This window comes from Arthrobacter sp. AOP29-A2-19 (genome assembly GCF_058138025.1).
The window spans coordinates 3,859,604-3,880,024 of sequence record NZ_CM176894.1; the positions used below are offsets into that span (position 1 = coordinate 3,859,604).

The window sequence follows — 20,421 nt, forward strand, 5'->3', positions numbered from 1 at the left end:
CGCGCGCGCGGGGTTCCAATGCCGGTTTTTTTAGAGGAGGACCAGTGGTAGACCTGCAGGAATTTGGCAACGCGCAGTACCTGACGGTGGCGGAGATCGCCTCCGCGATGTTCGTGTCGAGGATGACCGTGTACCGGCTAGTGCAGTCCGGGGAGCTGCCGGCGGTGCGGTTCGGACGGTCCTACCGCGTGCCTGCAATGGCACTGAAGGAGTACTTGGCCGATCGGCCCGCGGCGGGACAAGCCCAACAACCGCCGCCCGGCTGACCCTAGGGGTCCAGAAACACGGGATCCAGAGTGCGGTCAGTCCATGCAGTCCCGGCACTGGCCCGCGCCCGCGGGATCGCGGACCAGTTGGGAGCGGTGCCGGACGGTGAAACACGACGGGCAGACGAACTCGTCGCTGCCTTGGGGAACGACCGCGACGACGAGTTCGTCCTCGACGATCGCGCCCGGCAGATCGTGGGCATCGCTTCCGTCGGCGAAGTCGAGCTCCTCCACGACCGTGCGTGCGGTCGGGGCGCCCATGGACTGGACATTCTTGAGGGTCTCCTCGCTGCGTTCAGCGACCTCGGGTCGTACGGCGTCGTAGTCCTGTGCCACGTTTTCTCCCTGTCTCGTGTGAATCCTGCCAAGAAGATTAGTGCTCCCGGCGTGTTCGGGGTGGACATTCGCCTTAGGGCGTACCGTCCCGAGACCCGGAGCGCCACAGGCCGTGGACGAACACCCGGCCACCCCTGCCCGTGGCGCACTTGGCGATGTGCGGCAGGACGGCGTTGAGGAGTTCGCGGGCTCCGTAGTCCACGTGCGCGGCCGTGCCGAGATCCACGAACACGGTGTGTTCAGGCGCGCGGGCCAGGGCGTCCAGCATGGCCTGGACCAAGGGCCTGACGCCGTCCACGGTGAGGGAGCCGTGAACACGGACGAGGGCACAGGTGTCCTCCGCAGCCGTGCGGATCAGCAGGTAATCCCTGGGAGCCATGGGCGGGCCTCCTGGAGGGGGTCGGAGGAGTCCTGGTTCGATGTGCGTCCAGTGTAGGAGCCTGCGGGCGTGCGGTGTAGATATTCCGTTCCGCGGAAGGCTATGCGACGTCCCCGCGCGCGAGGTGCAGGCGTCGGATGCCGTTCTGCGGCGTGTCCCTTACGCGAGGTGGCGCAGGTATCGTTCCGGGGCGTCCAGGAACGACCGCCAGTTCCTGACGAGGTCGAGCTCGTCGTACGCGCTGGCCCGTATGCCCCACTCGCCGATCTCGTAAAGGTCGGCGCCCGGGTACGCCGCAAGGACGGGGGAGTGCGTGGACACAATAACTTGTGAGCCGCCGTCGACGAGGTCGCGCAGGAGTCCGATCAGTGCGAGGCAGCCCGGCAGCGAGAGGGCGGACTCCGGCTCGTCCAGGAGCCACAGCCCGTGCATCCGGGACCGGGAGGCAAGGAGGTCGAGGACGGATTCGCCGTGGCTGCGCTGGTGGAACGAGCCGGCATCACCAATGGACTCGAGGTAGGTGAAGAGCCCATGCATCGTCTCCGCCCGCAGGAAGAAGCCGCGTTTGGAGGCCCCGCCGCCCCGCACGAGCCGGAGGTGGTCGGCGAGGTCCGATTCCGTTGCGCGTGTTCGGTTCATGGCGTTCGTGGACCCGCCCTCGGCGTTCAGGCCAAACGCCATGGCGATGCCCTCCATCAGGGTCGACTTGCCGGAGCCGTTGTCCCCCACGAGGATCGTCATCGGCCCCAGGTCGAGCCCGGTGTCCAAGAGTTGCCGGACTGGCGCGAGCGTCGCCGGCCAAGTCCCGCGGCTCATGCGCTCGAGCGGGTGCTCCTCGACGCGTCGAAGCGGCAACTTCAGGAATGGCGGGCTGGCTGGAGGCACACGTCGATTCTGCCATCGGCGCCCGGGCCCGATAGCGAATGGAAACATCGCGCCCGGCCGACGCGGCCGGCTACCGGGCCATCACTACCCGGTTCCGGCCTTGCGCCTTCGCTTCGTACAGGGCCACGTCGGCCGCCGCGATGGCACCGTCGAGGTCCCCGTCGCCGAGGGGCGCGACGCCGTAGCTGACGGTGGGCAGCGGAAAGCCGGCCGGCGTCTGGGAGCCCGCAAGATTGCGGCTGATCTGGCGGGCGACGGCCGCGGCCAGGTCCGTTCCCGCTCCCGGCAGCAGCAGCACGAACTCCTCGCCGCCGTACCTGCCCACCAGGTCCGTGGAGCGGGTGGTCGCAGTGCAGGCGGCCGCGAAGGAGCGAAGGGACTGGTCGCCCGCGGCGTGCCCGTAGTGGTCGTTGACCGTCTTGAAGTGGTCCAAGTCCGCCAAGATCAACGCGCCGGCAGCGCCGGCCTTATCCAGCCGGCGGCTCTCCTCCAAGGCAAGATCCAGGAAACCGCCGCGGTTCAGCAGCCCGGTCAGCCCGTCCCGCATGGCCCGGGTGCGCAATTCGCGTGTCACCTGTTCGTTGCTCAGGGCCGCCATGCTGAAGGAGACCACGACCAACAGCATCAAGGTCAGAAGCGTGGTCGGGGCCGAGCCGAAGACGGTGCGGAAGACCGGCCCCTCGGGGCCGTCAACGATGAAGGCGGCACACCGGCCGAGGTAGTAGGCCGCCACGGCCCCCGCGGCGATGGACAGCGGTCGCAGGACCCGGGTGTAGTCCGGCGACAGGCGCCACAACTCCAATGACGACAGGCCGATCAGCAGGGACATCGCGGCCAGGAAGTAGGGTCCTCCCGACCACTGGTTGGTGCCCGGATCGTCCACGGCCGACGCTACGGCCACGGCAACGGAGGGTCCCGCCAGCAGTAGCCACATGTCTGGCCTCAGCGATCCGGGTGCGGCGGCACGCAGCGAACCCGCGCCCACGCGCACGGCTCCGGCACCGAGCACCGTGAGGACGTTTCCCAGCGGATTCGCCCACGCCTGGTGGACGGTCCCGTTCAGCAGGTATGCCGAGCTTCCCGCCAGGAACAGGGCCAGGGCCCCGGACCACCAGCCGCTGTAGGTGGACCCGGTGCGGCGAAAGGTGACGAAGTAGGACAGAAGGAAAAGGGTCAGCGCCACAACGGCGAAGGCGACCCGCAGACTTACGGTATCGAGCATTTCCACCAGTTTTCCACCTGTTCCGATGACCGCCTGATGCTGGCCGAGATCAATTATTGCAGTTGCCCGCGGTGCCGCCGTGTCGGCCCCCGGCACACGTCCGGGCCCGCGGTCATGAAGGGAAGCCGCGGGGCGCCCGCCGTGTAGGGTCGTGATCGAACACGGGAGTCCGGTGAGCCGGGCTGAGAGGAAACTTCTCAAGTTTCGACCGTTGAACCTGATCTGGATCATGCCAGCGCAGGGAGTCAACTTCGAATCCCGTGCCCTGTTCTCACAACAGAAGGGCGCGACCATGCATTCGCATCATTCAACCCAGGTCAGCACACCATCCGTGGCACCCGCCCCCGGCGTCTTCCCCGGACCCGACCACAACAATTTCGGCATAGGCGCCAGGGTCACACTCGCTGTGATGAGCGCCGACTACGCCGACATCATCCTCGGCGCGCTCCGCGCCGCCGATGCCACCGGCCTGGAGATTGAGACCGGCGACGTCAGCACGTTCGTCGGGGGCGCGGAACAAGACATACTGCGGTACCTGTGTCAGCTGCTTTCCGCGGCGGGCCGCAGCGGCGCGCACGTTGCCGCGACCGTGCACCTGTCCCGTGGGTGCCCCGGCGAAGTGCAGTGCGAACTTCCCGGCGGGGCCGGGCCGTTGCGCAGCGACGTCGTCGAACTGGAAGATGCCGGCGTGGCGGCCACGGGGGAGTGGGCGCTGTATCCGTTGGACGACGGTGGGCGCGATGGGATCGAGCCGGACCACATGCGGGACATCTATGCCGCCATCGGCCACGCCAAGGCGAACGCGACCTTCGTGAGGTCGGAGCATTTCGTCACTCGCCTCGAGGGCGATGTCGCACGCATCCTCGAGACCGTGGCCGCCGGCTGGGTTCTGGTCGGCCGAAGCGTGCAGCACGTGACGTGCCACCTCACGCTATCCATCAACAGTCCCACCTCCCGCTAAGCCTCCTCCTTCCACTTTTCAAGGGTTCTCCTATGTCTTCTCCCAGCACACACGCCCCCGCCCGCAAACGCGCCCCACTCGCCCTGAAAGACCTGGTGCTCATGGTGGTCCTCGGGGTGGTTTTCGGCTTCCTCTACTGGGCCCTGGTCCAGGCCTGGACCGGGCTGTCCATCCTGATGGGACCGGCCGGCGACCTCGCCCAACACGTGCTCCTCGGCGGGTGGTTGCTGGTCGCGCCGATCGCCGTGGCGATTGTCCGCCGCCCCTTCGTGGGGATCATTGCCGAGGTGCTCGCGTCGGTCATTGAAGTGGTGTTTCTTGGGTCCGCAGTGGGTCCCGTCCTTTTCATCGCCGCCGCGGTCCAGGGCCTGGGCAGCGAGATCCCGTTCGCGCTGCGCCGCTACCGAAGCTTCGGCTGGGGAGTCTTCGCCGTCTCGGGTCTGCTCGGCGCGGGTCTGGTCTTCTTCTTCTCCGCCTTCCGCTTCGGCTGGTACGGCCAAGAACTGTTCACCCTGCGCCTGATCGTGCAGCTGCTCTCCGGTCTTGTGCTCGGCGGCCTGCTGGCCAGGGTCATTGTTGGGGCCCTCGCGAAAACCGGAGTGGTCGACAACTTCGCGATCGGGCTCGACCGGCTCGGCAAGGGCTAGCCGATGACCAACGAGGACCTTGGCGCCAGCGTCCACACGAAGGGCGGGGCGACCGCGCCGGGGCTCCCGCCGGATCTCCCGCCCGGCGTCGCGGCCGTGGAGCTACGCGACGTGTCGGTGGAGTTCCCGCGCCGAACAGGACCGGTGCTGCGCAACGTGGACCTGAGACTGAAGTCCGGTGAGCAGTTGATCGTCTTCGGTCCGTCCGGTTCGGGGAAATCCACCCTCCTGCAGCTGATCAGCGGTGTGGTCCCGCACGCCGTTGCCGCGCGGGTGTCGGGGTCGGTGCGGGTCGGCGGCACGGACACCCCGGAAACGACTGTGGCCGAACTCTCGCGCAGTGTCGGCGTTATGGCCCAGGACCCCTCTTCGGCCGTGTGCCTGCCGGACGTTGAGCAGGAACTGGCGTTTCCGTTGGAGAACCGGGCCGCCGACCCCGGCACCATCTCGTCGCGCATCGATGCCGCGCTGTCCGCCGTCCACGCCGCCGGACTGCGGTTGCGAAGGACCTCGCAGCTCTCGGGCGGCGAGGGCCAGCGGGTGGCTCTGGCCGCGAGTCTCGTCGCCGAACCGAACGTGCTCATGCTCGACGAGCCGACGTCGATGCTCGACGCGGCGGGCATCGCCTCCGTCCGGGAGGCGATCGGACGGGCCGTCGACCACTACGGTCCGGCCGTTGTCCTCGTGGAGCACCGCCTGGACGAGTACGCGGGACGCCAAGGGGTGGCCGGATTGCCCGGCCGGGCCGTGGTCCTGAACGGTGAGGGCGAAATCGTCCACGACGGCCCGACGCCGGAGGTGCTGACCGACGCGGCCGCGGACCTCCAGAGGCGGGGCTGCTGGCTTCCGCTGGAGGCCGAACTGCAGGCGGTCTTCGGCTGCCCGGGCGGGCTCTCCGCCGAGGAGGTGCGCCGCGGACTCGGGGACCTCGCCGCGTCGCGCCCTGCCCAGGCGTTCGGGGACGGGCCGGCCGTCGACGCACGGGACCCCGTGCTGCAGGCGGCCGGAGTGACGGTGAGCCGGAATCCAGCCGGGCCACGCCGACGTCGTCTCTTCCGCCGCCCAGGAGCGAAGGCAGACACTCCCGGCGTTCCCGGACTACTGACCAACGTCGACCTGGCCGTCCGTCCGGGAGAAATCGTCGCGATCCTCGGCGCGAACGGCACTGGGAAAACGTCACTGTTGCTGACCCTCGCCGGACTGCTGAGGCCCGCGCACGGACGGCTGGTCGGTGCGCGGGCCGCCATGGTCTTCCAGAACCCGGAGCACCAGTTCGTGGCGGCAACCGTCCGCGGTGAAGTCGGCCATGGGCTCGCCGCCGGATCGGAACCAACCGTCCAGCGACTCCTGCGGCAACACCGGCTGGAGCATCTGGCGGACCAGAATCCCCAGCGGCTCTCCGGCGGCGAAAAGCGCCGGCTCAGCGTTGCTGCGATGCTTGCCCACGACCGACCCGTCCTGCTGGCCGACGAACCCAGCTTCGGGCTGGACCGGCGGGCCACCATAGCCACGATGGAGTCCCTTCGCGCCGCGGCGGCGGAGGGCCGGGCCGTCGTGTTCTCCAGCCACGACCTGCGAACCGTGGCGACGCTGGCGCAGCGCGCCGTGGTCCTCGCCGGGGGAACCGTCATCGCCGACGGGCCGATGTTCGACGTCCTCGCCCGGCGCGAGGTGTTGGAACGGGCCGGTCTTGCCCTTCCGGCGCTCCTGGAATGGCTGTTGGAAACCTTCGAAACGGCGACGCAGATGCGCGCCGTGCTCGCGGGCCTGGACGCAGCCGTCCCCCGCGGCGACGGGGAGCACCGGACATGAGCGTGGGTGTGGAGCCCCGACGGTTCACCGAGTCGCCGCTGGGCCGGCGCAATCCCACGGTCAAGCTGGGGCTGCTGTTTGCCGTCTCCGTGGCATTGCTCCTTGTTTTCGACCCCGTCACGTCGGCCGCGCTGTACATCCTGGGGCTGGCGTCCGTTGTGGCGGCGGCGCGGATCCCTGCGCGGATCCTGCTGCTGGCCCACATACCGTTCGCCGGGTTCGGGCTGGGCCTGCTGGTGGTCAACGCCCTCAGCCGGCCCGGGACCATCCTCTGGGAGATGGCGGGAGCAGGCGTGACCGCCGAGGGATTGGCCGTCGGTGCGTCCCTGGCATTGCGCAGCATGGCCATCGGTGTGCTCTCGATCGGTTTCATCGCCTCGACCGACGGCGTGGCCCTGATGACCAGCTTGCACCAGCACGCGAAGTTGGGCGTGCGCATGACCTATGCGATGCTGGCGGGCTACCGCCTGCTCCAGGACATGCCGGCCGAGTGGAGGATCATCCGCTCCGCACACGGCGTGCGCGCTCCGTTGCGCTCCAATGGGCGCCCCCGCCGCGACGTGCGGAACTTTGGCCGATGCGCCTTTGCGCTTCTGGTGGTCTCCCTGCGCAAGGGGGAACGGATGGCCCAATCCCTGGAATCGCGTGGACTCGGGCTCGGCCCCCGCTCCACTTGGCGGCCGGTCCCGCTGGGCTGGGCCGACTGGGGACTGGCCGCGGCTGTTTTCGCCGTCCTTGCCCTGGTCTTTGCCGCCAGCGTGGCACTCGGCGTTTGGAAGGGCCCCGACGTGCTCTTCGCCTGAGCTATAGCGATGACGCCAAGGCGGGACCGCAACGCACCTGCGGCAGCTCTTCGAAGGCTGGCCTCGCAAACCAATATCCCTGGAACAGGCGGATGCCTGCCGCCTTCAATGCCAGGAACTCCGCCTCCGTCTCGATGCCCTCGGCGAGCACCGTGATGTCGAGCTCCTTGCCGATGTCGACAATGCCCGAAACTATGGCCCGGCGGGCCCTGGACGCGTCGATCCCTCGGACGATCCTCATGTCGATCTTGATGAGGTCGGGTTGGAAATCGGCCAAGAGCCCGAGCCCCGCATGACCGGCGCCAAAGTCGTCGATGGCGGTGGTGAAACCGCGCTTTCGGTACTCCCTGATGATGTTCGTGAGGTGGGCGGTGTCCGAGACCTCCTCATTCTCCGTGAACTCGAACATGATCGACGACGTCGGAAACTTGCATCGCGCGGCCGCGAGCAGCGTCGCCCGCAGGCACGCGGCCGGCTCGTAGACCGCGTTCGGCATGAAATTTATCGACAGCATCAAGTCCTCGCCCGCAGGGAACAGCCGCGATGCCAGCTCGATGGCCTTGACGCGGCAGTCTTGGTCGAAGCGGTACTTCTGCTCCGGCGAGACCCTCGACAAGACGTCGAGAGCGCCCTCGCCCGACGAGCCCCTCACCAGCGCCTCGTATCCCCAGACCCGACCGGCAACGGCGTCATAGATCGGTTGGAAGGCCATGCTGAAGTCGAAGTCAAGGTTCGAAGATGTTGTGCAGCCGTCGCATGCCATATGCGGTCCTCTCGCTCATTACGTCCACCGTAGGGCACGGCGCCCGGTGGCACCCGCGGCAGGAGTTCTTCCCGATAGAGGGGCGGACCTTCGTGGAGGGCGAGTTCATCGACACCGTCACCGCGATCCCGGATTCGCGCACGGAGATCGTTATGTTGCGCACGCCAGGCGGAGGCACAATGGTGGAGCTCTCCAGCTTCGTCCGGCCGGACCCCGTACCTGGCTCGTCCGCCGCCATGGCCAACGAACTCGGGCTGCGCAGTCTGTCCTTCGAAGTCGACGACCTGCAGGCGCACGTCGATCGGATGGCGGCGGAGGGGTACGGGCTGGTCGGAGGCGTCGGCGAGTACGAGGCCGCCTGGCGCATGGCCTACGTCCGCGGCCCCGAGGGAATCATCGTGGCCTTGGCGGAACGGATCGGCTGACGGGGCCACGGGCCCCGGCCGGCCCTAGGGAGCGTCCTCGATGCCGGCGAGGGACGCCGTCGCGCTCATGAGCGCCTCGGTCATCCGCTGCAGCACGTTCATGTCGACGTTGTCGATGGTGTCGCAGGCCATGTGGTAACACTCGTCGTACTGGTCCCCGGCCTGCCCGCCGAATGCCCTCGCCTCGGCCGCGCTCTTGCTCCCGGCGTCTCCGGTGAACAGGCCGCCGGTCGGGATGTCCCGCTCCACGAAGGCGTCGTAGTCCGAGTCGCCGATGAAGCCTACTGGCAGCGCCTGGACGCCCTCGGCCCGGAAGATGTCCAGGAAAACTTGTTCTATGGCGGCCGACCCGTCGGGCCCGTCCGAGTCGGTGTCCGAGCCGTCGCCGTCGTACACGAACACCGCGGCGTTCGGCGAGCCGACGACGTCCACATTCAGGTACGCGGAGTGCTCGTCCGCCTCCGCGTCCGAAAGCTCCTCGACGTAGTGCGCGGAACCCCACATGTCGTCCTCCTCCCCGCCCCAGAACGCGAACCGGATCCGCTCCCGCGGGACCGCGCTCCCCTCGGCGATCCGGAGCGCGACCTCGAGGACCGCGGCGACCCCGCTGCCGTTGTCGTTGAGCCCTGGGCCCTCCTCGACCGAGTCGAGGTGCGCGCCGATCACCAACAGGCCGTCGGAGCCGGTGTCGGTGTCGGCCAAGATGTTGAAGGTGTCCACCGAGTCGTAGCTGAGCTCCTGGCGCCTGGTCTCGTATCCGGCCGAGCGCAACTGTGCCTCGACGTAGGCGGCGGACGCCTCGTAGCCCCCGGTGTCGTCGGCGCGGTTCCCGCCGTTGGCGTCCGCCGCGGCCTGCAGGGCCTCCAAGTGCCGCGCCAGCGCGCCGGGCTCCCGCTCCGCCGCCTCCTCGATGACGGACGGCTCCGGCTCCGGAGGTGTGCCCACGCTCGCCGGCGGCGTCGCCTGCGAGCTCGACGAAGACGGCGCCGCTTGCGCCGGACGCGAGGGGGCCGGCGCGGCGGTGGTCGCTTCCGTGCTGCCCGACGGCAGCGGTTCGGCCCTACCGGCCGCACAGGCGGCCATGCCGCCGACCAGAGCCACGCACAGCACGCCGGCCCACAGTCGGGCCCTGCGCCGCGAGCGGTTCCGAACGTCTCGCGCATCCGTTTTTCCAGTCTGCATGTCGATTCCCCCAAATCTGCGTCTGCCGGTACCCCCAGGCACAAGCAAGACACGGCCGCATAGCACGCGCTTAGCACGAACCTGTGCCTTTGCTGTGAGTGGACGCCGTCGCTTGCGCTGCGCCCGGCTCCCGTTGCCGCCGTCGTCTCCTGTGACGAAAGGCCACTAGCCCAGATCGCCGGAATAGGCGAGGATTGGGGTGCAGCACGACCGGCGGCAATCCCGCACCCGGGTGCTCACACGGGGGATGGATGGCCGTCGCCCGGCGCCTGGGAACGGAACACATGGACGACCACCACGAAGAGCTCCGCCGCCGCGACGCCGTTGCGGATCGTTCGATACGTCACGGCCGTTCCGGCCACGGAGCCCCCTTGCCCGGGCCCAAGCGCACACGAGCGGTCGCCCGAGGCTTCCTGGGCGCGATCGCGATCGCCCTGCTGGCCGTCGAGCTGGCCGTTCCCGCCGCCGCCACCCTTCAGGAACCGGCGCCGTCCGATCCCGTCCCGCCCGCTGTCGGGATCGACGAACCGAGTCCCGCGCCGGCGTCGTCCGTGCCGGAGCCAACCCCGACGCCGACGCCGACGCCGACGCCGACGCCGGCTCCGGGGACGCCGTCGGTCACGCCCCCGCCGAAGCCCACGCCAACCCCACCACCGACGCCGAAGCCAACGCCAGCCCCAACGCAGAAGCCGACACCAGCCCCGACGCCGTCCCCGCCGCCCGTGGCGAAACCGGTGTACCGCTACGTGCTGGCGCCGGCCGTCACCCGTGCGAAGCCCGGCGGCGGAGCAACCATCCACCGGCTGGCCCGCGGGACGAAAGTGCAGCTGGTCCGCGCCGGCGCGACGTGGTCGCAGATTCGGTCGGGCACCCGCACGGCCTGGATCCGCACCGACGGGATCGCCACGGTCCGCCCGGCTGCGCTGCCACGGAACCCGGGCAGCTCACTGGTGCTGGTGAACAAGAAGTACCCACTGGTGCCCAAGGCCTATGTGCCCAAGACGGTGCAGGCCGGCCCGGTGCGGCTGACCCGCTACGCGGCCAACGCGCGCACCACGCTGGTCCGCGCCGCGGCCCGGGACGGCGTCACGCTGCGCACCGTCTCGGGATACCGGTCGTTCACCAGGCAGGCCACCATCTTCGCCAACTACTCGAGGCTCTACGGGACAACCTACGCGGAACGCATCTCGGCGCGGCCCGGGACCAGCGAGCACCAGACCGGGCTGGCCGTCGACTTCGGGGCCGCCAACGCGCGCTGCGAACTGCTCGCCTGCTTCGCCACCACGCGCGAGGGCAAGTGGCTGGCCTCCAACGCCCACAAATACGGGTTCATCCTTCGGTACCCCAAGGGCTACGAGTCGATCACCGGCTACAACTTCGAGCCCTGGCACTACCGCTACGTGGGCGCGCCGACGGCGAGGACCATGAAGGCCAACAAGACCGCCACCTACGAGCAGCACCTCTACCTCGCGCCCCGCTGATGCCGCGGGCACACTGACCGGTGCTAGCCGGCGGTCGCGCCACCGGCGGATGCGCGACGCCGGGACCGTCCACGCACGGCCCCGCTCAGGCGCCGTTCGAGGACCAGGAGCCGGGGCACGGCGAAGTAGACGGCGATCGGAACGACGACGAGTGTCAGGGCCAGCGCGCGCAGCAGCGGATGCCAATCCGCCGCGACAGCCCCCAGAACGGTCATCCCGACGGCGACCATGGGGAAGATGGCGAGCCATGTGATGAAGGCCCGGGTGTGGACGGACGCGATCCCCGCCCGGTGGTGGTGCGAGTCCGTCTCGTCGGCCGCAAGCGCCTTGCCCTCGTGTTCCAAGCTTCCGCCAACTTTCCAATAGTCCTGGTGCCGAATGGTCCCGATGCCGAACGGCCGCCCCTGGAGGCGCGGCGGCCGTCGTCGTGCGTAGGACTGCAACCGCAGGGAGCCGCCGGGTATTCCGCGGTAGCGGAGAATGGAGACCATGGCAGAGACACCGGACCCGTTCAAGCACTCGGACAAGGCCGCAGCCAACCGTCTGGTCAAGGCCAGGACACTGGCCCGCTGGCTCTGGGACCGCGGGATCGACGGGGACGAGCTGGTGGCGTGCACCCCAGCCCTGCGCCGAAGGATCGCCCGAGCCGCCGGTGTGAACCCGCCGTCGGGCATCGACACCTGGTCCGTGGTCGCCGAGATGCTGGACGAGAAGGACGAGTGGCTGGGACGCCATCCCGGGCACCCGTCCGGGGCGCGCGCCCATGAAGGCGAGAAGGCCGACTGGATCCCCGAGGGTTCCCCGGAGGCCGGCCCGGCACGCGAAGCGTAGGTCCGCGCACCGGGCGCGCGACTATCCGATCCCACCGTACTTTCGCTCGCGTCCCGCCAGCAGGGCGGGGATCGGGACGTGCCCCAATTCCTCCATCGCGGCGGCCACCGCGTCGGCGATGCGCAGCGAGAAGGCCCGCGGGTCCCGGACTGCGTCCTCCGGCTCCGGTACCACCCGGTCTACGATGCCCGCGCCGAGCAGCGACGCCGAGTCGACGTGTTGCCGTTCCGCCATCTCCGCGGCGCGGTCCGCGGTCCGGTAGCGGATCGCGCTGGCGCCCTCGGGCGGGAGGGGGGAGAGCCAGGCGTTCGCGGCGGCGATGGTCCGGTCCGCGGGGAGCAGGGCCAACGCGCCTCCGCCGGTCCCCTGGCCGAGGAGCACCGAGACCGTGGGGGTGCGCAGGCCGATGAGGTCGGAGATGGACCGGGCGATCTCTCCTGCGATCCCGCCGTTCTCGGCCTCGACGGACAGCGCGGCGCCCTCGGTGTCGATGACCGTGACCAGGGGGAGCCCCAGTTCCTCGGCCAGCCGCATGCCGCGGCGCGCCTCGCGCAGGAAAGCGGGACCCATGGGCGGTGCGACGGCTGAAGGGTGGCGGTCCTGTCCGATCACCACGAAGTTGTTGCCGTCGAACCGTGCCAGCGCCAGGAACATGCGCGCGTCGCGTTCGCCCTGGGCGGTGCCGTTGAGTTGGAGGACGTCCGTGGCCGCGTACTTGAGCAGGTGGCGGATCCCCGGGCGGCGCGGGTGGCGGGTTGCCTGGATCGATTCCCACACCGTGGCCGGCGCGCCTCCCGGTAGGGGGTCGCCGCCGGCGGTGGGGCCCGGCGCATCCCTTTGCGGGGTGCCGCGGCGGACGTCGAGCAGGGAGAGCGCGCGGTCCACGATGGCGGCGAGGTCGCTGACGGGCACCACGGCGTCGATGAGTCCGTGGGCGTAGAGGTTTTCGGAGACCTGGACGCCCTCTGGGAACGGGGCGTCGTACAGCGCCTCGTACACGCGCGGCCCGAGGAAGCCGAGCAGGGCGCCGGGCTCGGCGACGGTGACGTGGCCGAGCGACCCCCACGAGGCCATAACACCGCCGGTGGTGGGGTGGCGCAGGTAGACGAGGTACGGCAGCCGGGCCTGCTTGTGGTGGCGGACGGCGGCGGTGATCTTGACCATCGCGACGAAGGCCGGCGTGCCCTCCTGCATCCGGGTTCCGCCGGAGGCGGGGCTCGCGAGCACGGGCAGGCCCTCGGCCGTGGCGCGTTCGAACAGCTGGACCAGCCGGTTGGCGGTGGCCAGGCCGATGGAGCCGGCCAGGAAGCCGAACTCGCTGACGGCGAGTGCGACGCGTCGTCCGCCAATGCGGCCCTCGCCGGTGATGACGGCCTCGTCGGCGCCGGACCGCTCCGCGGCGCGCTCGAGTTCGCCGCGGTATGGCTCGCTCTGCGTGGAGTAGTCCACGGGCGCGTCCCAGGAGACGAAGGAGCCCGGGTCCAGCACGGCGCCGAGCAGTTCCCGTGCGCTGGCGCCGCGGGTGGGCCGGCTGGCGGCGGGGGCGGTCACGGGGACACCTTCTCGGCGAGCCACGCCTGGATCGCCGGCCCGTGCTGGTTCAGCAGGGGCGGGGCCTCGTGGCGCAGTCGGGTCGTCTCCGTACCGTCCTGGTCGAAGAACCGCAGCGCGGAACCGGGCAGGCGCACCGTCCCGAGCACCGGATGCTCCACGTCGACGAGCAGGTGCTGGGAAGCCAACTGGTCCCATTGGTAGACCTCCTGGAGGTTGCGGACGCGGCCCGACGGGATGCCGGCCCGGTCGAGGATGGCGAGCAGGTCGTCGGGCCCGTGCTGCGCGAAGGCCTTCTCGATGGCCTCGACCAGTTCGGTCCGGTGGGCGACGCGCTGGGCGTTGCCGGCGAAGCGCGGGTCGTTGGCGTCGAGTCCGAAGCGTGTAGCGAACGCCTGCCACAGCTTTTCGCTCCCGACGCTGATTTGGACGTGGCCGCCGCGGCAGGGGAACAGCCCGTACGGCGCGATGGATGGGTGTTGGTTTCCCTGCGCCAGCGGGGTTTCCCCCGCCACCGTGGCGCGGGTGCCCTGGAAGGCGTGGACACCCACGATCGAGGCCAGCAGCGAGGTGCGCACGACTTGGCCCTTGCCGGTCCGCTCCCGCTCGAGGAGGGCGGCGGCGACGCCGTAGGCGCCGTTCATGCCGGCCAGCAGGTCAGCGATCGGCACGCCGACCCGCTGCGGGTCCTCGGGTCCGGATCCGGTGATCGACATCAGCCCCGCCTCGCCCTGGAGGATCTGGTCGTAGCCGCTGCGGTGGGCCTCGGGCCCGTCGTGCCCGAACCCGGTGATGGAGAGGATAACCAGCCGCGGATTCAGCTCGACAAGCCGTTCCACGGGGAATCCGAGGCGGTCCAGCACGCCGGGGCGGAAGTTCTCCAGCAGGACGTCGGCCTCCCGGACCATCGAGGTCAGCGACGCGACGCCGTCCTCGGACTTAAGGTCCAGCGCCACCGATTCCTTGTTGCGGTTGCAGGAGAGGAAATAGGTCGCCTGGGGATCGTCGGCGGGGCCCACGAACGGCGGACCCCAGCCGCGGGTGTCGTCCCCGGAGGGGGTTTCCACCTTGATGACGCGGGCGCCGAGGTCCCCGAGCATCATGCCGGTTTGCGGGCCGGCCAGGGCTCGGGTGAGGTCCAGGACCAGGATGCCGGCCAGCGGGCCGGACGGTGTTGCGGGGGTCGCGTTCACGGGGATGCTCCTAGTGCGTTGTGGCGGTGGTCGTGGTGCCGGGGCCTACAGCCATCCGGGAAGGACGAGCGCCGCCCAGACCAGCAATGGGCCGGCGACGATGACGATGCCGCTGTAGATGAGGATTTGGCGGTAGAAGCGGTCCTTGTCGACCCCCTCCGGGGCGTTCGCCAGGACCAGCGCGCCGTTGGTGGAGAAGGGGGAGACGTCCACGATCGTCGAGGCGACGGCGAGGGCGCAGATCACGCCGGCGGCGCCGATCTGCCCGGACGCGAGGAACGGGACGGCCAGCGGGATGAGTGCGGCGAGGATCGCCGTCGAGCTCGCGAACGCCGAGACCACCGCGCCGATGTAGCAGATCAGAAGCGCGGCCAGCAGCGGGACGCCGATGCCTGCGACGGCGTCGGAGACGTACTCGATGGTGCCCGCGGCCTCCAGGACGCCGACGAAGGTGAGCATGCCGCAGAGCAACAGGACCGTGGACCAGCTGATCTTGTTGATCGCACCCTTCTGCGCGTTCGGCGAGAGGAGGGCGAGGATGACGGCGATGGTGATGGAGACGAATCCGATGTCCATCTTGAAGCCCAGGGCGACCACGGCCAGGGCGACGAGTCCGACGACGGTGGCGACCTGGGCGAAGTCGAGGGGCGCGCTCTTCACCGAGGCGGCGCCGTCGCCGGCCGGGTCGCGCGGGCCGTACATGCCCGAGCCGGTGCCCTTGTAGTCGACGTCGGTGGCGGCCTTGGCGCCGCGAGAGACGTTCAGCCGGGCGGTCGACACCGCAGTGGCGAATTCCTCCACACGTCCCCCGCGCAGCTTGTTCCCCCCGAGGACGATGAAGAGCACCGCGGAAATGAGGATGTTGAAGACCAGGCTGCTCAGGAAGACCAGCGTGGGGCTGACGGCGAGGCCGGCCTCGGCGACGATGGTGTTCACGGTGACGCCGTAGACGGCAATGGGCGAGAAGCCGCCGCCCTGGGCGCCGTGCACGACCATCATGCCCATCAGCAGCGGATTGATTTTGTACCGTCCGGCGAAGGACAGCGCGATCGGGGCGATGATCGCCACCGCGGCGGGGGACAGGGCTCCGACGGCCGTGATGACGGCGGTGATGCCGAACATGATCCACGGGATCAGGGCGGCGCGGTCGCCCACAAGACGGACGGCCCCTTGGACGAGTTTGTCGATGGTGCCGTTGTTCTGCGCGATGGCAAAGAGATAGGTGACCCCGACGATGGTCAGGAAGAGGCTGCCGGGGAAAGCGTCGAAGACTTCGGCGGGCGTGAGGCCCATGACGAGGACTCCGAGGACGAAGGCGCCGACGAAGGCGAGCGCGCCCATGTTGACCGGCAGAACCGTGGCGATGAGGAACATCGCCGCCAGGATCAGGATCGAGAGCAGGGGTATGGACATGACCGGTTCCTAAAGTGTGAGGTGGGTAACAGTCTTAGTGGACTAGCCTCTTGTACACTCAGTCTCTTTGTCAAGGGCCCGCGCTCCGCTACGCTGGTCGGTGACGCACGGAAGGCGGACTATGGCGGGCGATCCTGGGACCATCGGGTTCACGAAGGCGGCACGGCCGCGGCTCTACGAACATCTGGTGACGCAGATCCTCGATTACGTGGAGCGCAACAGGCTCGATCCCGGGTCCCTGCTGCCTCCGGAGCGTGACCTGGCCGATCAGTTGGGCGTCTCGCGCGCGACCGTCGCGCAGGCGCTCGTCGCGTTGGAGGTCCTCGGCGTGATCCGGGTCCAGCACGGCACGGGCGCTGTGCTGCAGTACCGCCCCAACGCGGTCACGGTCCTGCGCCGCCTCCGCGAGCACAGGTCCCGGCTACCCGAGATTGTCGAGGCCCGGCTGGGCCTCGAGCTGCAGATCGTCGAGCTGGCCGCGCGCCGCCGCACCGACGCGGACCTGCTGAGGATCGACGAGGCCCTGGAGTACATGCGCGCGGAGGTGGACCGTGGCGGGCGCGGAGAGCGCGGCGACGAGATGTTCCACCGCGCGCTGACCGATGCCGCCCATAATTCCGTGCTCGCGCAGCTGATGGAGTTCATCGGCGAGATGGTGCTGGAGAGCCGCATCGAGTCCCTGGGCCAGGAGGGCAGGCCTGAGGCCTCGCTGGCCGCCCACGGCCGCATCGCGGACGCGGTGCGGGAGGGCGACCCCGAGGGCGCGGTGGCCGAGATGCGCGCCCACATCCACACGGTTTCCGACGTCGAGCTCCTCAAGGACGACGCGCCCGCGTAGGCAAACACCGGTCGTGTCGGTCCGGTGGGCCCGGCTGTCGCCGGCTCGGGGGAGCGTGCGCCCTAGAGCACGGCCCGGATGGTCTGTTCGAAACTGCTGATGTGTTCCAGCGCCAGCCTCGCCGCCAACTTGGAGTCGCCCGCGACGATCGCCTCCAGCAGGTCCACGTGTTCGTTGATGTGCCCGGACACCGACGGGACCTTGTCCAGGACCAGGCACCAGATGCGCGTGGCGAGGTTGTCCAGCCGGATCAGGGTGTCCTCAAGGTGTGGGTTGCCGGCGGCCCGGTAGATGAGCCGGTGCACGTCGAGGTCGTATTCCATCAGTCCGCGCTTGTCGACGACGCGGTCGTGCAGGGTTCCGATGTCTCCCGCCAGCGCCTTGAGCTGGCCGCGCATCGCATCGGATGCGACCAGGGCGGCCTTCGAGGCCGCCATGGGCTCGAGCGCGCGCCGCAGCTCGGAGACGTCGGCCAGTTCGGTGATGTCGACGATGGTCGCGAAGGTGCCCCGGCGGGGATAGGAAACCACGAGGTGGTCGATCTCCAGGCGCTTCAGCGCCTCTCGCACTGGCGTCCGCCCGATCCCCAGCTCCTGCGACAGCTGCCCGTCGTTGATGGGGGCTCCGGGCCGGATATCGAGCATCACGAGCTTGTCCCGGATGTCCCTGTAGGCCTGCTCCGCGAGCGAAACGGGCTCGCCCGTGCGGCTCGGGACCGTCATCATTTCGCTCATACCTAGCTCCTCACCCAGCTCGGGAGTCCTCCCGAAGAATCATTTCCAGGACCATTGACGTCCTGTGATCCCCATCATAACATTGTGCCTAACACTGATATATCAGTAGTTCAGAACTTATACGCTACACAGTGAGGACGACATGACTACCGAGATCTCCACCATCGCGGCACGGTCGCTGACAGAGGACATTTCCACGCTGGATCCTGAGGTTGCGGCGCGTATCGATGCGGAGTTGCGCCGGCAGCAGGACGGGTTGGAGATGATCGCGTCGGAGAACCACACGGCGCAGGCGGTGATGCAGGCGCAGGGTTCGGTGCTGACGAACAAGTACGCGGAGGGGTATCCGGGCCGGCGGTACTACGGTGGGTGCGAGCACGTGGACGTGATCGAGCAGTTGGCGATCGACCGGGTGAAAGCGCTGTTCGGGGCGGGGTTCGCGAACGTGCAGCCGCATTCGGGGGCGCAGGCGAACGCGTCGGCGATGCACGCGCTGATCCGTCCGGGGGACACGATTTTGGGGTTGAACCTGGCGCACGGGGGGCACCTGACGCACGGGATGAAGATCAACTTCTCGGGCCGGCTGTACAACGTCGCGGCGTACGGGGTGGATCCGGAGACGAACCGGGTGGACATGGCCGAGGTCGAGCGGTTGGCGGTGGAGCACCGGCCGAAGCTGATCATCGCGGGCTGGTCGGCGTATCCGCGGCAGTTGGACTTCGCGGCGTTCCGGCGGGTCGCTGACCTGGTGGGGGCGTACCTGATGGTGGACATGGCGCACTTCGCGGGCCTGGTCGCGGCGGGGCTGCACCCCTCTCCGGTGCCGCACGCGCACGTGGTGACGTCCACGACGCACAAGACGCTCGCGGGTCCGCGGGGCGGGATCATCCTGACCAACGACGCGGACGTGGCGAAGAAGGTGAACTCGGCGGTGTTCCCGGGGCAGCAGGGCGGGCCGTTGGAGCATGTGATCGCGGGCAAGGCGGTGGCGTTCAAGGTCGCGGGGACGGCGGAGTTCCGGGACCGGCAGGAGCGCACCCTGGCGGGGGCGGGGATCCTGGCGGAGCGGTTGGGCCGGGAGGACGTCGCGGCGCGGGGGATCAGCGTGTTGACCGGGGGTACGGATGTGCACCTGGTGTTGGTGGACTTGCGGGACTCGGAGTTGGACGGGCAGCAGGCGGAGGATTTGTTGGCGTCGATCGAGATCACGGTGAACCGCAACGCGGTGCCGTTTGATCCGCGGCCGCCGATGGTGACGTCGGGGTTGCGGATCGGGACGCCGGCGTTGGCGACGCGGGGGTTGGGCGCGGCGGCGTTCGGGGAGGTCGCGGACATTATCGCGGAGGCCCTTGTCGCGGGTCCGGGCGCGGACGTGTCCGGTCTGCGGGCGCGGGTCCAGGCCGTCGCGCGGGCCCATCCCCTCTACCCAGACCTCGCACCCCTCTCAACCCGGATTGGAGCCTAAGACCATGGCCGACCTTCTTCCCGAGCACCCGGACTTCCTCTGGCACAATCCGGACCCCAAGCCGTCCTACGACGCCATCATCGTCGGCGGCGGCGGCCACGGGCTCGCCACCGCCTACTACCTGGCCAAGGACCACGGCATGAAAAACATCGCCGTCCTTGAGCGCGGCTGGCTCGCCGGCGGCAACATGGCCCGCAACACCACGATCATTCGCTCGAACTACCTCTGGGACGCCAGCGCGGGCATCTACGAGCACTCCCTCAAGCTGTGGGAGCAGCTCCCCGAGGAGCTGGAGTACGACTTCCTGTTCTCCCAGCGCGGGGTCATGAACCTGGCGCACACGCTGGGCGACGTCCGCGAGAGCGTGCGCCGCGTCCATGCGAACAAGCTCAACGGGGTCGACGCCGAGTGGATCACCCCCGAGCAGGTCAAGGAACTGTGCCCGATCATCAACATCGGGGACGACATCCGCTACCCGGTCATGGGCGCCACCTACCAGCCCCGCGCCGGCATCGCCAAGCACGACCACGTGGCCTGGGCCTTCGCCCGCAAGTGCGACGAGATGGGCGTGGACATCATCCAGAACTGCGAGGTGACCGGCTTCATCAAGGACGGCGACCGCGTGGTGGGCGTGGAGACGAACCGCGGCCGCATCAACGCGGGCAAGGTGGCCCTCTGCGGCGCCGGACACTCCTCCGTCCTGGCGGAGATGGCCGGCTTCAAGCTGCCCATCCAGTCGCACCCGCTGCAGGCGCTGGTGTCCGAGCTGCACGAGCCGGTCCACCCGACGGTCGTGATGTCCAACCACGTCCACGTCTACGTCTCGCAGGCGCACAAGGGCGAACTGGTCATGGGCGCCGGCGTGGACAGCTACAACGGTTACGGCCAGCGCGGCGCGTTCCACGTCATCGAGGAGCAGATGGCCGCGGCCGTGGAGCTGTTCCCGATCTTCGCCCGGGCCCACGTGTTGCGCACCTGGGGCGGCATCGTGGACGTCACCATGGACGCCTCGCCGATCGTCTCCAAGACCCCGGTCGACCAGCTCTACGTCAACTGCGGCTGGGGCACGGGCGGGTTCAAGGGCACACCCGGCGCGGGCTTCACGTTCGCCCACACCATCGCCACCGACGAGCCGCACCCGCTCAACGAACCCTTCGCGCTGGACCGCTTCGAGAGCGGCCGCCTCATCGACGAACACGGCGCCGCGGCCGTGGCCCACTAGGAAGGATCCCAA

Annotated in this window: 23 protein-coding genes and 1 riboswitch; of the genes, 11 read left to right on the forward strand and 12 right to left on the reverse strand. The window is 69.3% G+C overall.

Annotation, left to right across the window (positions count from 1 at the left end):
* Positions 1–44 precede the first annotated feature (44 nt).
* Positions 45–266, forward strand: a complete 222-nt coding sequence (locus AC3ZJJ_RS17955; protein ID WP_489893184.1) for a helix-turn-helix domain-containing protein — start codon at positions 45–47, stop codon at positions 264–266.
* A 36-nt stretch (positions 267–302) separates the two neighbouring features.
* Here the strand turns inward: AC3ZJJ_RS17955 and AC3ZJJ_RS17960 are convergent, their stop codons facing one another.
* The 4 genes from AC3ZJJ_RS17960 to AC3ZJJ_RS17975 all read right to left on the reverse strand — a co-directional run bounded on the left by AC3ZJJ_RS17960 (position 303) and on the right by AC3ZJJ_RS17975 (position 3,088).
* A complete protein-coding gene (locus AC3ZJJ_RS17960) occupies positions 303–602 on the reverse strand; it encodes a DUF4193 family protein (RefSeq protein WP_489893185.1) in 300 nt (99 codons plus the stop codon).
* Between the two features lie 73 nt (positions 603–675).
* A complete protein-coding gene (locus AC3ZJJ_RS17965; RefSeq protein WP_489893186.1) occupies positions 676–981 on the reverse strand; it encodes a hypothetical protein in 306 nt (101 codons plus the stop codon).
* Between the two features lie 159 nt (positions 982–1,140).
* On the reverse strand, positions 1,141–1,866 hold the full coding sequence (locus tag AC3ZJJ_RS17970; protein WP_489893187.1) for an AAA family ATPase: 726 nt from the start codon (positions 1,864–1,866) through the stop codon (positions 1,141–1,143).
* 70 nt (positions 1,867–1,936) lie between these two features.
* On the reverse strand, positions 1,937–3,088 hold the full coding sequence (locus AC3ZJJ_RS17975; protein WP_489893188.1) for a GGDEF domain-containing protein: 1,152 nt from the start codon (positions 3,086–3,088) through the stop codon (positions 1,937–1,939).
* 151 nt (positions 3,089–3,239) lie between these two features.
* Positions 3,240–3,349: riboswitch (TPP riboswitch) on the forward strand.
* Between the two features lie 148 nt (positions 3,350–3,497).
* Here AC3ZJJ_RS17975 and AC3ZJJ_RS17980 point away from each other — a divergent pair.
* The 4 genes from AC3ZJJ_RS17980 to AC3ZJJ_RS17995 are packed head-to-tail and all read left to right on the forward strand — an operon-like array spanning position 3,498 to position 7,311.
* Positions 3,498–4,049: a YkoF family thiamine/hydroxymethylpyrimidine-binding protein gene (locus AC3ZJJ_RS17980; protein WP_489893189.1), complete on the forward strand. Its 552-nt coding sequence runs from the start codon at positions 3,498–3,500 to the stop codon at positions 4,047–4,049.
* Positions 4,050–4,081: 32 nt separating this feature from the next.
* The gene (locus AC3ZJJ_RS17985) at positions 4,082–4,696 is read left to right on the forward strand and encodes an ECF transporter S component (protein WP_489893191.1); all 615 of its coding nucleotides are present in this window, start codon (positions 4,082–4,084) and stop codon (positions 4,694–4,696) included.
* A 3-nt stretch (positions 4,697–4,699) separates the two neighbouring features.
* Positions 4,700–6,508 carry an ABC transporter ATP-binding protein gene (locus AC3ZJJ_RS17990; protein ID WP_489893192.1) on the forward strand — a complete coding sequence of 603 codons (1,809 nt, stop codon included), beginning with the start codon at positions 4,700–4,702 and terminating at the stop codon, positions 6,506–6,508.
* Positions 6,505–7,311, forward strand: a complete 807-nt coding sequence (locus tag AC3ZJJ_RS17995; protein ID WP_489893193.1) for an energy-coupling factor transporter transmembrane component T family protein — start codon at positions 6,505–6,507, stop codon at positions 7,309–7,311. Before AC3ZJJ_RS17990 ends, AC3ZJJ_RS17995 begins: the two co-directional genes overlap by 4 nt.
* 1 nt (position 7,312) lies before the next feature.
* On the opposite strand, the gene AC3ZJJ_RS18000 is transcribed toward AC3ZJJ_RS17995, so the two are convergent.
* Complete coding sequence (locus tag AC3ZJJ_RS18000; protein WP_489893194.1) at positions 7,313–8,023, reverse strand: EAL domain-containing protein; 711 nt, start codon at positions 8,021–8,023, stop codon at positions 7,313–7,315.
* A gap of 44 nt (positions 8,024–8,067) precedes the next feature.
* Here AC3ZJJ_RS18000 and AC3ZJJ_RS18005 point away from each other — a divergent pair, with 44 nt between their 5' ends.
* The gene (locus tag AC3ZJJ_RS18005) at positions 8,068–8,499 is read left to right on the forward strand and encodes a VOC family protein (protein WP_489893195.1); all 432 of its coding nucleotides are present in this window, start codon (positions 8,068–8,070) and stop codon (positions 8,497–8,499) included.
* 24 nt (positions 8,500–8,523) lie between these two features.
* On the opposite strand, the gene AC3ZJJ_RS18010 is transcribed toward AC3ZJJ_RS18005, so the two are convergent.
* Both AC3ZJJ_RS18010 and AC3ZJJ_RS18015 read right to left on the reverse strand, forming a co-directional pair.
* Positions 8,524–9,681, reverse strand: coding sequence for a M20/M25/M40 family metallo-hydrolase (locus AC3ZJJ_RS18010; protein ID WP_489893196.1), 1,158 nt, complete (start codon positions 9,679–9,681; stop codon positions 8,524–8,526).
* 475 nt (positions 9,682–10,156) lie between these two features.
* Complete coding sequence (locus tag AC3ZJJ_RS18015) at positions 10,157–10,321, reverse strand: hypothetical protein (RefSeq protein ID WP_489893197.1); 165 nt, start codon at positions 10,319–10,321, stop codon at positions 10,157–10,159.
* An 82-nt stretch (positions 10,322–10,403) separates the two neighbouring features.
* Between AC3ZJJ_RS18015 and AC3ZJJ_RS18020 the strand changes: the two genes are divergently transcribed.
* Positions 10,404–11,162: a D-alanyl-D-alanine carboxypeptidase family protein gene (locus tag AC3ZJJ_RS18020; RefSeq protein WP_489893198.1), complete on the forward strand. Its 759-nt coding sequence runs from the start codon at positions 10,404–10,406 to the stop codon at positions 11,160–11,162.
* A 23-nt stretch (positions 11,163–11,185) separates the two neighbouring features.
* Here the strand turns inward: AC3ZJJ_RS18020 and AC3ZJJ_RS18025 are convergent, their stop codons facing one another.
* The gene (locus tag AC3ZJJ_RS18025) at positions 11,186–11,653 is read right to left on the reverse strand and encodes a hypothetical protein (protein ID WP_489893199.1); all 468 of its coding nucleotides are present in this window, start codon (positions 11,651–11,653) and stop codon (positions 11,186–11,188) included.
* On the opposite strand from AC3ZJJ_RS18025, the gene AC3ZJJ_RS18030 reads away from it, so the two are divergent.
* Positions 11,652–11,993: a hypothetical protein gene (locus AC3ZJJ_RS18030; RefSeq protein WP_489893200.1), complete on the forward strand. Its 342-nt coding sequence runs from the start codon at positions 11,652–11,654 to the stop codon at positions 11,991–11,993. The two genes, AC3ZJJ_RS18025 and AC3ZJJ_RS18030, sit on opposite strands and share 2 nt — an antisense overlap.
* A 21-nt stretch (positions 11,994–12,014) precedes the next feature.
* Here AC3ZJJ_RS18030 and AC3ZJJ_RS18035 read toward each other — a convergent pair whose 3' ends face one another.
* From AC3ZJJ_RS18035 to AC3ZJJ_RS18045, 3 genes are read right to left on the reverse strand one after another with little or no spacing between them, the layout of a single operon-like run.
* On the reverse strand, positions 12,015–13,544 hold the full coding sequence (locus AC3ZJJ_RS18035) for a carboxyl transferase domain-containing protein (RefSeq protein ID WP_489893201.1): 1,530 nt from the start codon (positions 13,542–13,544) through the stop codon (positions 12,015–12,017).
* The gene (locus AC3ZJJ_RS18040; RefSeq protein WP_489893202.1) at positions 13,541–14,737 is read right to left on the reverse strand and encodes a CaiB/BaiF CoA transferase family protein; all 1,197 of its coding nucleotides are present in this window, start codon (positions 14,735–14,737) and stop codon (positions 13,541–13,543) included. The genes AC3ZJJ_RS18035 and AC3ZJJ_RS18040 overlap by 4 nt, the downstream gene beginning before the upstream one ends.
* Before the next feature lie 45 nt (positions 14,738–14,782).
* Complete coding sequence (locus AC3ZJJ_RS18045; protein WP_489893203.1) at positions 14,783–16,150, reverse strand: SLC13 family permease; 1,368 nt, start codon at positions 16,148–16,150, stop codon at positions 14,783–14,785.
* 121 nt (positions 16,151–16,271) lie between these two features.
* Here AC3ZJJ_RS18045 and AC3ZJJ_RS18050 point away from each other — a divergent pair, with 121 nt between their 5' ends.
* Positions 16,272–16,988, forward strand: a complete 717-nt coding sequence (locus AC3ZJJ_RS18050; protein WP_489893204.1) for a FadR/GntR family transcriptional regulator — start codon at positions 16,272–16,274, stop codon at positions 16,986–16,988.
* Positions 16,989–17,050: 62 nt separating this feature from the next.
* Here the strand turns inward: AC3ZJJ_RS18050 and AC3ZJJ_RS18055 are convergent, their stop codons facing one another.
* A complete protein-coding gene (locus AC3ZJJ_RS18055; protein ID WP_489893205.1) occupies positions 17,051–17,722 on the reverse strand; it encodes a GntR family transcriptional regulator in 672 nt (223 codons plus the stop codon).
* 142 nt (positions 17,723–17,864) lie between these two features.
* On the opposite strand from AC3ZJJ_RS18055, the gene glyA reads away from it, so the two are divergent.
* Both glyA and AC3ZJJ_RS18065 read left to right on the forward strand, forming a co-directional pair.
* On the forward strand, positions 17,865–19,187 hold the full coding sequence (gene glyA / locus AC3ZJJ_RS18060) for a serine hydroxymethyltransferase (protein WP_489893206.1): 1,323 nt from the start codon (positions 17,865–17,867) through the stop codon (positions 19,185–19,187).
* Between the two features lie 4 nt (positions 19,188–19,191).
* Positions 19,192–20,409 carry a sarcosine oxidase subunit beta family protein gene (locus AC3ZJJ_RS18065; RefSeq protein ID WP_489893207.1) on the forward strand — a complete coding sequence of 406 codons (1,218 nt, stop codon included), beginning with the start codon at positions 19,192–19,194 and terminating at the stop codon, positions 20,407–20,409.
* Positions 20,410–20,421: the final 12 nt, after the last annotated feature.